22 protein-coding genes are annotated in these 14,469 nt (G+C 38.6%); all 22 read right to left on the bottom strand.

Going from position 1 to position 14,469, the window contains the following annotated elements; all coding sequences use genetic code 11:
* Positions 1-21: 21 nt before the first annotated feature.
* The 22 genes from MKY97_RS07695 to MKY97_RS07590 all read right to left on the bottom strand — a co-directional run bounded on the left by MKY97_RS07695 (position 22) and on the right by MKY97_RS07590 (position 14,393).
* On the bottom strand, positions 22-405 hold the full coding sequence (locus MKY97_RS07695) for a hypothetical protein (RefSeq protein WP_342554869.1): 384 nt from the start codon (positions 403-405) through the stop codon (positions 22-24).
* Between the two features lie 56 nt (positions 406-461).
* Positions 462-1,025, bottom strand: a complete 564-nt coding sequence (locus MKY97_RS07690; RefSeq protein WP_342554868.1) for a hypothetical protein — start codon at positions 1,023-1,025, stop codon at positions 462-464.
* A 34-nt stretch (positions 1,026-1,059) separates the two neighbouring features.
* Complete coding sequence (locus MKY97_RS07685) at positions 1,060-1,716, bottom strand: hypothetical protein (RefSeq protein ID WP_342554867.1); 657 nt, start codon at positions 1,714-1,716, stop codon at positions 1,060-1,062.
* Between the two features lie 834 nt (positions 1,717-2,550).
* On the bottom strand, positions 2,551-2,898 hold the full coding sequence (locus tag MKY97_RS07680) for a hypothetical protein (RefSeq protein ID WP_342554866.1): 348 nt from the start codon (positions 2,896-2,898) through the stop codon (positions 2,551-2,553).
* Positions 2,899-3,283: 385 nt separating this feature from the next.
* Positions 3,284-3,667, bottom strand: a complete 384-nt coding sequence (locus MKY97_RS07675; RefSeq protein WP_342554865.1) for a hypothetical protein — start codon at positions 3,665-3,667, stop codon at positions 3,284-3,286.
* Entirely contained in the window at positions 3,664-4,212 is a 549-nt protein-coding gene (locus MKY97_RS07670; protein WP_342554864.1) for a GNAT family protein, read from the bottom strand. Before MKY97_RS07670 ends, MKY97_RS07675 begins: the two co-directional genes overlap by 4 nt.
* A gap of 60 nt (positions 4,213-4,272) precedes the next feature.
* Complete coding sequence (locus MKY97_RS07665) at positions 4,273-4,587, bottom strand: hypothetical protein (protein WP_342554863.1); 315 nt, start codon at positions 4,585-4,587, stop codon at positions 4,273-4,275.
* 909 nt (positions 4,588-5,496) lie between these two features.
* Complete coding sequence (locus tag MKY97_RS07660) at positions 5,497-6,015, bottom strand: hypothetical protein (RefSeq protein ID WP_342554862.1); 519 nt, start codon at positions 6,013-6,015, stop codon at positions 5,497-5,499.
* Between the two features lie 168 nt (positions 6,016-6,183).
* The gene (locus MKY97_RS07655; protein ID WP_342554861.1) at positions 6,184-6,453 is read right to left on the bottom strand and encodes a hypothetical protein; all 270 of its coding nucleotides are present in this window, start codon (positions 6,451-6,453) and stop codon (positions 6,184-6,186) included.
* Between the two features lie 323 nt (positions 6,454-6,776).
* Positions 6,777-7,367 carry an AAA family ATPase gene (locus MKY97_RS07650; RefSeq protein WP_342554860.1) on the bottom strand — a complete coding sequence of 197 codons (591 nt, stop codon included), beginning with the start codon at positions 7,365-7,367 and terminating at the stop codon, positions 6,777-6,779.
* Between the two features lie 58 nt (positions 7,368-7,425).
* Positions 7,426-7,863: a GNAT family N-acetyltransferase gene (locus MKY97_RS07645; RefSeq protein WP_342554859.1), complete on the bottom strand. Its 438-nt coding sequence runs from the start codon at positions 7,861-7,863 to the stop codon at positions 7,426-7,428.
* A gap of 26 nt (positions 7,864-7,889) precedes the next feature.
* Entirely contained in the window at positions 7,890-8,240 is a 351-nt protein-coding gene (locus tag MKY97_RS07640; protein ID WP_342556278.1) for a hypothetical protein, read from the bottom strand.
* Positions 8,241-8,262: 22 nt separating this feature from the next.
* Positions 8,263-8,757, bottom strand: coding sequence for a DinB family protein (locus MKY97_RS07635; RefSeq protein WP_342554858.1), 495 nt, complete (start codon positions 8,755-8,757; stop codon positions 8,263-8,265).
* An 81-nt stretch (positions 8,758-8,838) separates the two neighbouring features.
* Positions 8,839-9,177, bottom strand: coding sequence for a hypothetical protein (locus MKY97_RS07630; protein ID WP_342554857.1), 339 nt, complete (start codon positions 9,175-9,177; stop codon positions 8,839-8,841).
* A 4-nt stretch (positions 9,178-9,181) separates the two neighbouring features.
* Positions 9,182-9,574 (bottom strand): DUF5071 domain-containing protein, encoded by a 393-nt coding sequence (locus tag MKY97_RS07625; protein ID WP_342554856.1) that lies wholly within the window; start codon positions 9,572-9,574, stop codon positions 9,182-9,184.
* A gap of 98 nt (positions 9,575-9,672) precedes the next feature.
* Positions 9,673-10,215 (bottom strand): GrpB family protein, encoded by a 543-nt coding sequence (locus MKY97_RS07620; protein WP_342554855.1) that lies wholly within the window; start codon positions 10,213-10,215, stop codon positions 9,673-9,675.
* A gap of 392 nt (positions 10,216-10,607) precedes the next feature.
* Complete coding sequence (locus MKY97_RS07615) at positions 10,608-10,853, bottom strand: GNAT family N-acetyltransferase (protein WP_342554854.1); 246 nt, start codon at positions 10,851-10,853, stop codon at positions 10,608-10,610.
* A 12-nt stretch (positions 10,854-10,865) separates the two neighbouring features.
* Complete coding sequence (locus tag MKY97_RS07610; RefSeq protein WP_342554853.1) at positions 10,866-11,105, bottom strand: hypothetical protein; 240 nt, start codon at positions 11,103-11,105, stop codon at positions 10,866-10,868.
* A 21-nt stretch (positions 11,106-11,126) separates the two neighbouring features.
* Positions 11,127-11,771 (bottom strand): SMI1/KNR4 family protein, encoded by a 645-nt coding sequence (locus MKY97_RS07605; protein WP_342554852.1) that lies wholly within the window; start codon positions 11,769-11,771, stop codon positions 11,127-11,129.
* Between the two features lie 39 nt (positions 11,772-11,810).
* A complete protein-coding gene (locus MKY97_RS07600; RefSeq protein ID WP_342554851.1) occupies positions 11,811-12,611 on the bottom strand; it encodes an inositol monophosphatase family protein in 801 nt (266 codons plus the stop codon).
* A 67-nt stretch (positions 12,612-12,678) separates the two neighbouring features.
* On the bottom strand, positions 12,679-13,260 hold the full coding sequence (locus MKY97_RS07595; RefSeq protein ID WP_342554850.1) for a hypothetical protein: 582 nt from the start codon (positions 13,258-13,260) through the stop codon (positions 12,679-12,681).
* A 122-nt stretch (positions 13,261-13,382) separates the two neighbouring features.
* On the bottom strand, positions 13,383-14,393 hold the full coding sequence (locus MKY97_RS07590) for a serine hydrolase domain-containing protein (protein WP_342554849.1): 1,011 nt from the start codon (positions 14,391-14,393) through the stop codon (positions 13,383-13,385).
* Positions 14,394-14,469 lie beyond the last annotated feature (76 nt).

The raw sequence follows: 14,469 nt of genomic DNA, 5'->3' as shown, positions 1-14,469 counted from the left end.
AATGATTGACTTCTATCTCTTTTAAATACGTTGGTCTAATGCTGTGATTTCACCTTTCCAGTTCAAACTTATGATTTCTTTGTCTTTCATTGAGCACCAGTCGATGATTTCCCCAATCAATCGAGGTGTAACTACGCCATCGTTCCATGTGGGCGTTCGAACTCTTCGGTGACCCCTATAAGCTGCAGTCCACCCTTCAAACTCTTTACCGATAATCACTAACATTGGAGCCACGCGGTGACCTCTAGTGCACTGTCCCACCTCATAAGTGACGATAAACATTTTGTCCTCCGAAATGATATGTAATTTCATGGTCCCTTCATCGTCCAGATCGGGCTTTACATACCAATAAAATAATCGATTCGCACGAATAATGCTGCGTTTATATTTCTTCCTTACGCCCATCCACTCACCTCATAGCACGGCGCATCTGATCGCTTGTACCCAGTCATGATATGCTGCTATTTTTTCATATAATTATAAACATTAAAATCATCATACTTCACATAGAAGCCTTCCTTAATAAGCTTCTGCTTTTCCTCCTCAATTCCAAAGGAAAACGCTGCGCCTGGGCCAAGTCCTGTCTGACTTACTGTTATTTCTTTGCCGTGTTTATCGTACAATTTCACATTAGTATCCGTAGGTGTGCTAATCCCCTCATCAGTAAAGTATCCATTATATATAAATACTCCCGATGGATCGTGCATATTAAAGATCGTCCTAAACGAAAAATAAATATCGTTACCTCTGTTGACCACATCCAGCAGCAGATTCGAGTTGTGGATCTCGGCAGCTTTGATATCTTTTTTCATAGGTTCATCGACATTGAAGTTAATCCATTCCGGTTTCACAAAAATTTCAACAGGAATATGTTCTGATCTCAGCGTAACGGTATAGCCATCTTGGTTCAAAACCTTCTCTGTTATTGCCTCGCTTGTGGAGTTGGACAAGTAATACTGATAAATAAATACCGCAGCTGCGATCAGGATAACCGTTGAAAGTACTGCCCACCTTCTGTTATTCATCTCTGTTCCCTTCCTTCGCTGTGCTTAACTAAGACTATATGCTCATCCCTTCAGCGATTTGAATTAAAGCTGCCGCGGACTGCTGATCGCCCATCAGCTCATACTGCAGCGCCTTTCCGCTGCTTCCAGCCTCAATCCAGATCAACCGATCACTTCCGTGATTCGAGAAATAAAATGCTTCCGCGCCCCGAACGCGTAGTGGTTTCACCTGAGACAATTCATCCTCAGACAAGTAAATTCGGCTTTTGGTTGTGCCAAAAATATGAAGGGTCAGTGCACCTTCTTCTTTATAACGGATTCGGACACCTACAAGTTTGTTGTTTGGATGCAAATCGCGGACCACAACCTGCTGTCCCGTGCTTCTGCTCTCTTCAGCCATAGCTTCGATCTCATCCGGTGTCAGATTATCGAATCCATAATAAACCTGAATGCTCTCGATCTCCGTTTGAGCTGGGAACTGCGGCTGCCACTCCGCCAGCGCTGCCTTCAACTGCTCCAGTCCGTGCTCCCATTCAACGGCTGCATAATTCGTCTGCTGGGTGAACTGGTGCTCTGCAGCATTTGCAATATAAATCGCCTTTCCATCACCGGGTTTCAGCGTGCGTATAATCTGATCTACGACATAATCACTCTCCAGTGATTCCATCTGAATTCTACCAAGAAAATCACCACTCTGACTCTTCATATCCATGCGTGTTCACTCCTCAAATTAGCTGTTTTTGATCTATCCGATTTATCAGGCATTCTCCCAAACCCTGAACGCCATCTCACCTTTAATAGAATCAATCGATCTCTCATACTAAAACCATGACATTTTCTCTCAATCTTGTCAATTCAGCACACCAAATCGTATCTGTGCAGGGGTATCCTGTAAAAGGTGAAGCGGGGCGCGGCTGTTCAGCAGCAGGCCGCGTAAGGGTGAGGTGCTGCACGGGGATGCAGCACCTCACGAAGAAAGCCCCGCGACCCATAGTCACGAGGCTCATATTCCCACCAATGGCATATCACTGAGATGTCAACATATATGGCCGCTGCAGCAATAGCGATGCAGACACCATTATATTTTTCGATTATCCTGTAGTAATATGCCGCAGCTCTCACAGTATCTTTTTACTTCTTTATTTATTTCATCTCTTACAGAGTCTTTGGCGGAGCCTTTCACTGAAAATGATCGTTTTTTATTCTCATCGAACAGTAATACATGGACATGCCGATCCCCTATTCGTATTCCACGAATATGTTCAATCGAATAGATTATCTTATTTATGTATACTCCCTCAGGCGACAAAACCACAACATATTCTTTATATAGATCAATGCCCGTTTTGACAGCTAAAATGACAATAACTATACCATTCATGAAGATGAATGATATTCTGAATACCTCATTTATATACGAGCTGCTTAGATTAAGAAGGACATTTATAAAGATCGGAATAAAAATGTATACAACCGATGATGGAACCTTTCTTAATACAAATTCTGTATTCAACTTTGGATACTCCCTTCATCACTTTCCAGGTGTTCAAAACTGGCCTTCTGAATTTCTACAATTCCCCTCCAACATCTGGAATGCATGCTTTAAGCAGCTAAGGGGATTTAATTCCACTCCCGTCTTGTCTTTAAAAACGCTATAAATGACTCTCGCTAATTCAGATTCATTGATATCTGACGTGACTTGTTTACTTATCTCTTTTATCTCGAGATCGTATTCATTTCTCGGTGCCCCACCTGCCAGCAGTGCCAGCGGGTCCCAGTGGTTAATCACTTCTGCGATTCCTTCTTCTGTCTTCAATAAAATAATCACCCCTAAACCTTTAGAGATTAATCCCAATCCATGTATAAGTTCATTTCCAACGTTGTCTCCCCACACGCTGGGCAGTCCAGCTGCCCGCTCTCCACCTCATCTAAAGGAGGTTTTGTCGGCATTTGCGTGCTGCATCTGGGACAATCATACCGATTGGTATACATGTCATCTCCCGATTTCAACTCTAGAAATATACCGTTTAACAAGTACTTACATTGTTCACAGACGTAAATCCCATCATAACATTCAAAAATTGTATCTTCTCTGCTCATATATTCTCGAATGTGTCGTCGCCCTTCTGCCTGCTCGTACCATTCTAAAATGCTGTTCAAATCTATATATCTAAAACCAATACCCAAAAAAACATTTTGACTGTAAGCGCACTGCTTGCAGCTTAATGTACCCGCCACTCCCATTACTGTACCCCGCTTATCTTCTAATCTATTGCCTCCTAATACTCCCCATTATATTCACTGAATCGAGATTTTTTAAAAAGCGAAATATGATATGGGGCATAACAGTATTTAACTTGCGGGCTTAAATCTTCGATGAACTCAATGGCTGCATCTACCATATCATCTGATACAAAGACGTCTTCATCAAGATATCCACTTATAAGAGCCGCATCTCCTTTATATTTCACACATAGATAGCCATATCCAGGGTCAACAAAAACGAGATTGATGATGTCGCCTTCTTCTTGTTCTTTGGCTCTATCAAAAAAACGGACGATAAGGTCCTGATCTTTGTAATACATCTCCGCATCACAGGAAAAATGTTTATAACTGAATTTCATTTTTACTCCACTCGACTGGCTTCTATCCAATTTGCTCATTGTGCCTCATGTTCCTTACGTAATATCGAAAATACAACTGCATCAACAAATCTGCCCTTCTCATAGAAGCAATCCCGTAAAATTCCTTCTTCCGTAAATCCTGTTTTTTCAAGCAGCATTCTAGAGGCGATATGATCTGGATCAACAAAAGCTTCGATCCGGTGCAGCCCCAGTTCTTCGAATCCATATTGGACGACTCGTTCGACGACTTCAGCCATGATCCCCTTTCTCCAGTGTTCGGGGGCAAGTTCATATCCGATCTCTGCTTTGAAATGCTCCTTGGACCAATTATGAAAACCGCATGTTCCAATCACCTGATCTGCAGCAGAATATGTGATTCCCCATCGGATTCCCTCCAGCTTGGTATATCTGTCATTCCAGCTGCTGATCAGCTCTGCTGCCTGCTTTAATTCAATGAAACTTTCCAAGTCATAGTATTCGGTCACTTCATCTTTGGAAAAATAATTAAACACTTCTACAGCATCTTCCTGTCTTAATTGTCTCAGCGTGATTCGTTCAGTTTCAAGGACTGGGAATGGTTTCATTAACGCTTCTCCTTCGACTGATCATCCTTCTTTCCCGTGAGAAATAAAATGATCTTCTTGTTATTTTTCAATGATAGATTCGATCCTGCCTCTGGCAATAATCCTATTCGTCTTTAACGAAAACGTATTGCCGGGTTCCAGCAGATGATGAGGCACCTCTGTAGAGTCATGGAATAAATAATACAGCTCACCTTGAGCTTGTCTGAGTTCATTCGGTTTACAATGTAACTTCACGACGACACTCCAAAGTCCGAATCTCAAATCCTGATCTACATCAAAAACAACAGGGGTTGAAAAATCCTCTGTAATTAGCCCCTTCTGTCCTCCCTCGGCCTCGGTCAAAAAATACAAACTCACTCCTGCTATTTTTTTCACGCAGCACCACTTCCAATATGATTGATATAATTTGACGTATTAGAAGTCTTGATCGTTTTATCCGCAAATGGTGATGGTTCCGTTGTCCAAATCAGCGTATCGCTGTAATGTACGACATCAACTTCATATCCCCCACAACCGAATTCGGCCGAACACAGACAGATCAATGTCCGAAATCCCAGCTTAAATAGATTTCTTTAATCCCTTTGATCAGAAACTCCTGTAATAGATCATGAGTGGTTCTGGGGAAAGTATACGTTCTCAGTCTATGATCTGTCTGCATTAATGAACGTTTGATTTCATTTATGGACAGCCATTCTATTCCAATCTGCCCGATGTCGGCCTGCAAGTATTTTGGGTCCATATGTGAGTCAGGGATACATCTATAGATAAAATCTAAAGCGTGCACCTCTTTCATAATCAATGAATACTCATGATTTTTGGATATGTACTCTCTAATACACAACAGCTTACAATCTATCATTTTTAATCCTAGTTCTTCCAAGCACTCGCGTTGAAGAGATTGCTCTAGTGTTTCATCAGGCTCTTGAGCCCCACCGGGTAATACGTAATAAATTCCTGCATCCGGAAGACTTTTTTAATAAAAAGCATCTTATCGTCTTCAACAATCCATGCTCTAACTGCATTTCTAATCACCTGGATGCACCTCACTCACGAGATTAATACTATAAATGATGTTTCTTGGCTGGATTCCAAACTGTGTATTCCCTTATTTCTTGATATCTTCGTTCAAACTTCAATATAGACCTCCTGTTTTTCCTCTTCATCATTGCTTTTCCAAAATTCATACTGCTCCATTCCACGTTGAGTTTTCGCAAATTCCGAAACAAATTAATTATAAATACTTTTGTCAGTAATTCGCGCCGCTAGAATCAGGCAGCAGCATGTTTACTTGAAAATAAGCTCTTTCATATATTTCATGGATACATATATTAGATTTACACCTATGATTAAACATATAAAAATTAAAGCAATTAATATCCAATCCCATTTCATCAAAAAATAGTATAAATTTATCTCATTTTTATCATTTATTTTAATTGCAGCTGATTGCAGCGTGACAATATTCATTATTATAAATACACTATTTAACTTAATTACTCGATATAACGGCCATTTTGCCTTAGCAAACATCCTATTTTTTCTTTCCCACTTGTCGTGTACTCCTTCTTCTGTTAGTGCTTTACGGTAATGATCCCATCTAAAAGCCCCCATGCTGGCAACAAGCGCAGCGATTGAGAGAGAAGAAGTAATGTTAACTTGTACAAGATCTTTAATAAATTCCGGAAGATTCATTTCTCCTGAAATTTGGAGGTACAATAAGAGAACTATAATTAATATTGAAATAACTAGAAAACTATTCTCGAAAATATTACTCTTGATTTTAATTTTGTCGGATCTTTTCATAAGGCTTCCTCTTCTTGATGGATTTGAATTTCTAATTCGTTTTAGTTAATCTTGCTAATACCTCCTCAAGGTTATCCCACAATCGATGTCAACTCAATACTGCGGCAGTGACATCACAGGACACAAAAATATACCGGTTCTTTCGTCTTTTTGATGTGCTCCAGCCTATTATTCCCCATTTGTTTTATACCAAATCTGATATCTCTCCATGTTTGTTTCCGAATAGTCGCTGGCGTTGGATGTCTTGAAATATCTCGCGTAGTAGGTATGTTCAATCGTTTCTTTATCCTCATCCGTATTAATATCAAGATAGATTTTGGATATTTCCACACCCCATTTGACACTGCGAGCTATCTCATTGATGTTGTCTTCTGTTGAAAATGTCTTGATTTCCCCAAGAATCAATTCCAGTTCCTCTTTACTCGGTTCCTTGTTCATGTCTATTCTGTAAAAAAGGTTGGGACGAGTAAATGTACATTGGACCTTTTCGATCGACGAAGAAAGGGCCTTCAAGTTTTTTGTTAACTCTTTGGTCGAGTCTGTGTTAATACGATGTGTGGTACTGCAGCCTGTTAACAGTAGAAGGAAGCATATCAATGTAACCAACCATCTAATCATTTTATACTCCGATCCGTGTGTTTTATGTCAGTCTTTATTTCTATCCTACTCTAATTTTTCTAATGGAAAATGAGCAATAATATCTCCGTCTTCATTTGTTTTTTCCTGTATCTGCGACGTATTTAACTCTCCTTTGCCTGTATTTACGATCCAGGAGCATCTTTAATATAGCTGTAGAACTCATCTTTGCTTACTTGTGTTTCACTGTTCCGTGAAGGGACATGGGTTCCCAAATGATCTAATAATACTTCTAAGGCACCTTCAATATCGTTACTTGCGTTATGGATACGATATTCATTCGGCAGTTTGTTTCTCCGCCTTATGAGCGAATTCAATTGAATAGATTGTTCCCAATCCGAATAACTATTCCCATTATCCCTGTTCTCAATTCTTTCTCTAATCACTTCATCTTCGTCACAATAGAGAGTTAAAATAATATAGTTAAACCCTTCGAATTGAATAGGAATTTCCCGTATACGTGCGTCATCCAGATCAGTAATGATAATGTTCTTAAACCCATGCTGATTATAGTTCTTAACGACTAACATCAAATTTTCGAATGCTAACTGTTCTTCTTCTTTCTGAGTAATTTGTATGGAAGGGTTTAGAGAACGGAATTCAGGAATCCAACCAAATTCGAAATAAGGAGACGTTAGGTGCTCATGCAGTCTCTTAGACAATGTTGATTTCCCAGTTCCTGCTGCGCCATGGAGGATAATGAAGTCTGTATTCATCGCTTTCACCTGCTGCTGATTTTTTATATACATGCTTATATACTAGATCACTACGTTGTTATTTGATTGCTTTGGTGAAACAATAGGATAACCTATCAAATCCTTTAGATTCATAAAATGTATGGGCTTTTGTTCGTTGAAACCCACAATTTAATATGATGTAAGAAAGACCGCTCTTTGAAGCTAAATTTTCTGCATAATGAAGCAGTTTAGACCCTACTCCTTGATGTTGATAATCTGCCTGAACAACAAGACCGTTAATTTGTAAATATCCGACTTCGTATTCCAATGCCATGATTTGTGCCATCGAGATGCAGCCAATGACTTTGTCATCCAATACGGCAACTGCTATTTTGTAGTTCTCACTTGAATTTATTCTCTGAATCCGTGCCGCTGCGTTATCAGGAGTCAGTGTCGGACTTCCTAAATCATGATTCCATAACCGGACTAAATCAGAATGATCCGTATCCTGTATTTCTCGAATTAAAATATCCATAATGGCCTCCATATATCATTTCCTAACTATACTCGCTGCTGTTCTTCCATCCATTTCTCAAGCGTCTCTTGGATTAAAAAACGATCTCTGGAAGAAATACTTTTAATTTCGTTCCAGTTTCCATCAACAAGCTGCAAACAATACTGTCCATTAATATCTGAATCGGGATACCATCCTAGATCAAAAAGCATCGTATCTTCTCTTTCAGGAATGTACCAACTCCCCTTCTTTATTTTCATTTTGCTGATCTGTAATAAGTCTTCTGTGAAAAATGTCCAGTTCTCAATGAAGCAGCTGCCATCTCCACTAAGAATAGGTTCCACATCATAGAACTTGTTATACGTTACCGCATAACCTGCTGGAATCTTAAGCTGCATTAGATTCAATTTTCTCACCTGCTTACTGTGTAAAATTCCGACGGACACGAATTTGTTTCTTCAACAACATGATTTGTCCGACATGATATGCGTTATGTATACTTAGATTAGAAACGACTCCCCACCAAGGAGCATTAAAATATTCCGGGAGCTGTTTGGTAAGCTTGAACTCATCGGTTTCTTCCAAAACAACTCTCCAACTGCTAAACACATGTTCCAGTTTATTTAATGTTTCTTTCCATCCAAGCCCATTCAACTGATCTTGAGTCAAAGCAAATGTTTCATCATTGTTGATGGCGTTATTTAACATAAATTCTCCAGCCTTAAAACGTTCAAGCCACAGTTCATTCCAATAAATAAGATGATTCACTATGGACCATATGGTCTGTTTATTTTCGTCCTCCGTTAGTGCCTCTTCTAGAGTTACATCTTCCAGTATATCTGCAAGCGGAATAAACCAACTCTTATCGTTATAACATGCGGTTAATTGATCAATCAAAATGGATTTATAGGTCATCAGATCATCCTCATCTCTTCAATTTGTAGTGATTTTACTACCTTACTAACTCCCCTGATTATGATTGCAGCTTTAATATATTCAGAATAACAACTCATACACTTCTTTGGAAAACCAAAACCAAACCATTCCTAATGCGATCATAATCAGTCCTATACTTTTTAATATTCTTTCTATTATCATTGGGATTTCCCTTTTTTCCAAATTATCCTCAAAGTCCCCATTCGACTTTAACCCTCTATATCGAATTTCGAGAAACCATTTATACAGCATATCCGGAAAACTAAAAACAATAATTCCTAATACAAATATCGGTATGGATAAATAACCCAATGTATGTTCCGTCCACTCGAAGTCTATACCTTCAAAGTTTCCATTATATCCCATTCCTGCTGCCCTCTCTTTTTCCTTTAGCGCCATCTACCTACAAAATTCTATTTAGTATTTCCTCTACTTCTTCTATTAAATCACTTTGCAGCTCATCACTTGTTGGGTGGTCTCTTATTCTTTCTAGTTCTGGTTTAAGTAGTACTATAATATGATTTGGTAGTTTTCGCATTAATGAAGTTAATATCCAGTATTTCCATTCATCATCATCGGTCAGCAGTATAGTCCTTATATGCGGTATGAGATCTTCTTTAAAGTTCAATAAAATATTTTGTATTTCCAGTGCAATTGGCCAATTCATATCCTGCAGCCATGTTAGTAAATCATAGATTATCGGCTTCAACTCTTCGACTTTATAATTTTTTAGCATTTCGACTCTTTCAAAATCATTCTTATGTTCGGGAATTAAAGTTCGAATATCCATATCCATTCACCTATGTCCTTTATTCTTTGCAATTTTTCATAACGCCGTAATATTTACGAATGTCTTGATATGCTGCCATCCGATGTTCCATCTACCTGCGCTGCCTATAATTTTTTTTCACTTTCAGTAAGCACTCTGTTTACAAATTCGCTCTTCCCATCCGTATAAGACTGACGGTTTCCTCTATATTTAACAGCCAGCTCTTTCTTGAGATTGCCATACTCGACTGCATATCCGGGATTCCTGATCAATGCATCTCTGAAGGATATATGTCTTACTAGTTCCTTACTCTCTTTATTACAAACATATAAATGATGTTCGGTTTTTGGTATTTCCAATATACTATAGGGTACATTTGCATCTTTTCTGGCAAAAGCTTCTCTATCTTCAACACCTAAATTCCCTTCATGAACGTATCCTAAACTTTCTAACCCCTGAATTACATCTGGAAGCAAGTCCATAGAATCAATGACTACATCTATATCTAAAATAGGTTTTGCCGCGAGTCCAGGTACAGCAGTACTCCCAACGTGTTCAATTCTAAGTACTAGATCCCCGAGTCTACGTTCTATGATGGTTTTCAGGCCAAAAAACGTTTCAGGCCATTTATTGTTGTAATCTTCAATAATTATTGTTTTATCACCCATCTTTGAGATCCCCCATCCATTAAAGTATTTACGAAGATTCCTTATAACGTTCCTTGATCCATGGAGGACACTTCCCTCAGCCCCTAAAAATTTTGGAGCCAGTTTCACTTTTATTTTTATACCTTATCGTTTTCTTGCCTTTATTACAAAAGTTACGGGAAGCACTTTTGCTCTGTTTGCCATATCGCTGTTGTCATTCTTCGATTGTATAAGGTCTTGATCAGGTTCCTCAATCATAAACTCAATTACAAAACCCGCTTTTGCAAGCGCATTCACATAAGTGGACAGCATACGGTCTGCCAGCAGCAGCTCCCCTTCATCAACTGCTGCCGGAAACCATTCTTCGTTAAAGTAACTTTCCGAATTATATTATTTTATACGACACCAATTTCTTAGTACCTGTGTAATTCAAGTCTACATCCCTTTTCACCTTTGAACTTTCCCTCTTCAAAAACAAAGTCTTTTACTTTTTTAAATCCGTTCTTTTCCAGAACCTTTAACGAGCCTGTATTGCTCACCAAGCAGGCACTTCTGAGAACATGGAGATCTAATTCACTAAATGCAAATGCCGCTGCCTTTTGGGCTGCGGCTGTACCTATGCCCCGGTTCCAAAAAGGAACGGCAATCCAGTAATCCAATTCTGCTGTTCTCTATTCTAGGTCCACAGCGTTTAAAGACATAACACCCGCGAATCGGTCATCAACTAAAATACTAAATACATAAGATATTCCCTGTTCACGCCTGCCAATGACCATTTTTGCCCATGATTCTCCTGCCCCATCTGGATAAGGATACGGAACGTTACTTGTCTCTGAAATTAGAGGGTTACCTGCATACTCCTGTACAAATGCAGCATCGCTAGGTAATACAAATCGAAGCATAACCTCCATAAGATTAATCTCCTTTGTTATTTAACTTCTTTTAGACTTAAGATAATCAATAGCGTGCCAATGATCATTAAAAACAAATACTTTTTGACCTTCGAATTTTTCCATTTTACATTCATCGCTCTCAATAACATCTGCGATCTGAATGACGAACTCGTTCATATTATTTGCTATTACTAACTTTTCGTTTTCATCTCTTCCGAAATTAATAATTTGACCAACCTCACCCTGTTCATCCGGGTCCAGATCAATTCCAATGTAATTCCCGCCATGATCCTCTGCAATAGGTATCCATAACGGATTGTAACACTGACATTTAATTTTCTTCGGATCAATGGACGTGCATTGTGCATTCAAGTTCAGAACATCTGATTTTGAAAGAGAAGAAAGTAAATCGTTTTGCAGCTTCCACTGTTCATAAACTTTTTCAATAGTAAGAAATTTCATTCCTAATATAGATCCTGCTATAAACTTATCGTTATCTCCGTTACATATAGAATAGAGTTCTCTCAGATCCTCGGGCAGCTTGAACCCAAATTGTGCTTCGTATTGCTGCAGCTCGTTCTCCAAAACTCCTTTATTAAAATTTTTAGAGAATCCTTTGTATTTTTTCTCATAGTTAAGTATTAATCTATCCCAATTTCTTTTCATTTCACTCTTATTAAGCATTAATTAGCCCCCTTAGAAGGATCTTTTCTGCTTCCAGCGTTAACTCAATCCTTCTCTTACCGTTCTTAATAATTCTTCCATGTGGTCTGCGTGACATGCAATGAGATAAGGTTCTTCCTTCATGCCGTTAAAGGGATTTCCTTCAAAATCAATAACCAGTCCCCCCGCTTCCTTAACCATTAAGATTCCTGAATACAAGTCATCACCTTCAGAATTGTATACAATAATCCCATCGATATCTCCTTTGGCCAACATGCACCATTGAACCGTCGGAGCCCATAATCTTAACATGCGCTTGAATCTAATATCAATGTGTTGTCTTAGTTTTACGGCTTTGGGGTCGTTTTGTACGGCGTGACCTTGAATCCAGCCGATATTTCCTTTGAAAATATTCGGACTGCTCTTCATTTGTATTCGTTGATGATTACAGCTTGTCCCTTCACCGATAACCGATACAAATAAACGTTCTGTTAGCGGTTCGTAGACCACTCCAAGAACAGGCTCTCTTCTGTACATCAAGGTAATGGATATCGAAAAAACAGGTAATCCAATTGCAAAATTATTTGTTCCATCTAAAGGATCAATCAACCATAACCAATCGTCCTTCATTCCGATTAGCCCTGCCTCTTCGCTGTGTATCTGATGATTTGGAAATGTTTTTTGTATTTGTTTAATAATGATTTCTTCACACATATGATCTACTTCAGTAACCACATCCCCAAATTCATCTTTAGATCTCAGTTCGAGAACGTTATCAAACTTCTCTTTACAGATGAGACCTGCTTCTTGAATAACATTTATCGCAATCTCTTTTGCAGCTTGAATAATTTCACGATCCATAACGCACCTCATATCGATTTTGATTTTATCTGATGATTTCATCATTATCCGAAGCTGTCTTTATTGTTCATCTTTTTAACTCTAGATTGTTCATATTGTAGTCTTCTCCCGAGAAATTTAATACTCCTGAAAATCCACTGAATTTCCATTCGCCGTTTTCGTCAGGTATGAAAATATACTCTCTGTTCCATGACTTTAACTTTTCGTCATCACCGACATACTCTTCTTTGATGGTTAGTGTAGTTTCATTGAAAAACTCGTTCTCATATTCGGTCTTGTGAACCACCGCTTTTGTTATCTTGATTCCTTCATGGAAGATGGTTGGGTATAGAATGTTTTTATTGATGTATATATCTGCATTAGGCTCAGCATCCATATTATTGATACATAATATCCCTAAAATATCCTGTGCGCGGTTTCCAAATTCTTTCGTAAAAGACTGTTCCATTTCTTTATACTCCGGTTTGGTTAGCTTTTCTCTCAATGCTGCGTCGACAATCATTTTTTCTTTTGCTTTTACCATTTCCACTGCAGTGTTTATGTCAAAATCAATCGTTTCTTCCGTTATCAATTTGGATTGTTGTGAGGATTGACAAGCTGCCAGGAGAAAAATGACTGTAATACAAATGAATAGTTTTACTTTTTTCATAATCAGATTTCCTCCTTTCATGACGGCGTGTTCAAATTATAATGTGCTTCATATCCGCATCGATATTGGAACAAGTTTTATTCTTGTGTCGGATCTGCTGTGCATCTCATGATTACGTACTATCACGCGAATTTAAGATGTTGGTAAATAAGGTTAGTCACATTATTCGAAATGTCGTCTACGTCCGTGGTCGAAAGATTATTTAAAACGATAATAGAAACCTGATCATCAAGGTATCTTGTTATTTTGTTTTTAAAGCCAACAATTCCACCTCCATGGAAGACAGTTTTACTGGGTCTGTTATGAATCAACTCCTCTTTTACAAACCAACCATAACCGTAACCAAATCCATAATCCGTGAACAGCCGCTGCATTCCGTCACTTGTAACTAACTTGTTAAACGACAACGCACGATCCCATTTATATAAATCTTCTGTGGTAGACAGCAGATCCCCCCCACCAGCTGCAATAGACATATCAATAAAGGCGGAATTTACAAACCTTTTTGTATTGTCCATCTCATAACCGGATGCTCTTTGTGAGATAATCTCCCTATAATTATCCGGCCTTGTACTATTCATTAATAATGGCGAAAATATATTCTTCGTTAGGAATTCTTCATAAGTCTGTCCTGTTACAACCTGAATCAGTTGAGCTAATAGCAAATAACCCGAATTGGAATATTTAAATTGAGTTCCTGGCTGAAAATCTAATGGAAGTTTCATGATTAATGCTGTGGTCAAATTTAGTGGATTAAATTCCTTCATTAATGTATTGAAGTCTTGAAGTTGAGTAATATTAGGTATTCCTGACGTGTGAGTTAACAGATGATGGATGGTTATATGCTCACCATAGATATAGTTCGGGAAAAATTTTGTTAATGTATCCCGCTCATTCAGAATCTTTTGCTCGATCAGCATCATTACAGCCATTGAGGTGAACTGCTTTGTTATTGAACCAATTCGGAATTTAGTCTCGGGGGTGCATTGAATGGAATGCTCTCTGTTCGCTAATCCGACTCCTGCGCTGAATATGATTTCGTTGTTCTTTGTTACCAAGACAGAACCACTGAACTCTTCCTTCTGGAACTTATTCTCCAAGTAGTCTTGTAATGTAGTTGATAGACGATCCAATAGATCACCACTTTCATATATTGTATGTATTTTTATTATGCTCCAGGCGGTTTCGTTCAGCGTTCCCGCAGCATGA

It is taken from the genome of Paenibacillus sp. FSL R7-0652 (assembly GCF_038595045.1).
GTDB lineage: Bacteria > Bacillota > Bacilli > Paenibacillales > Paenibacillaceae > Paenibacillus.
The sequence above is the reverse complement of the archived record's forward strand: the minus strand, read 5'-3'. Positions and strand labels throughout refer to the sequence as shown.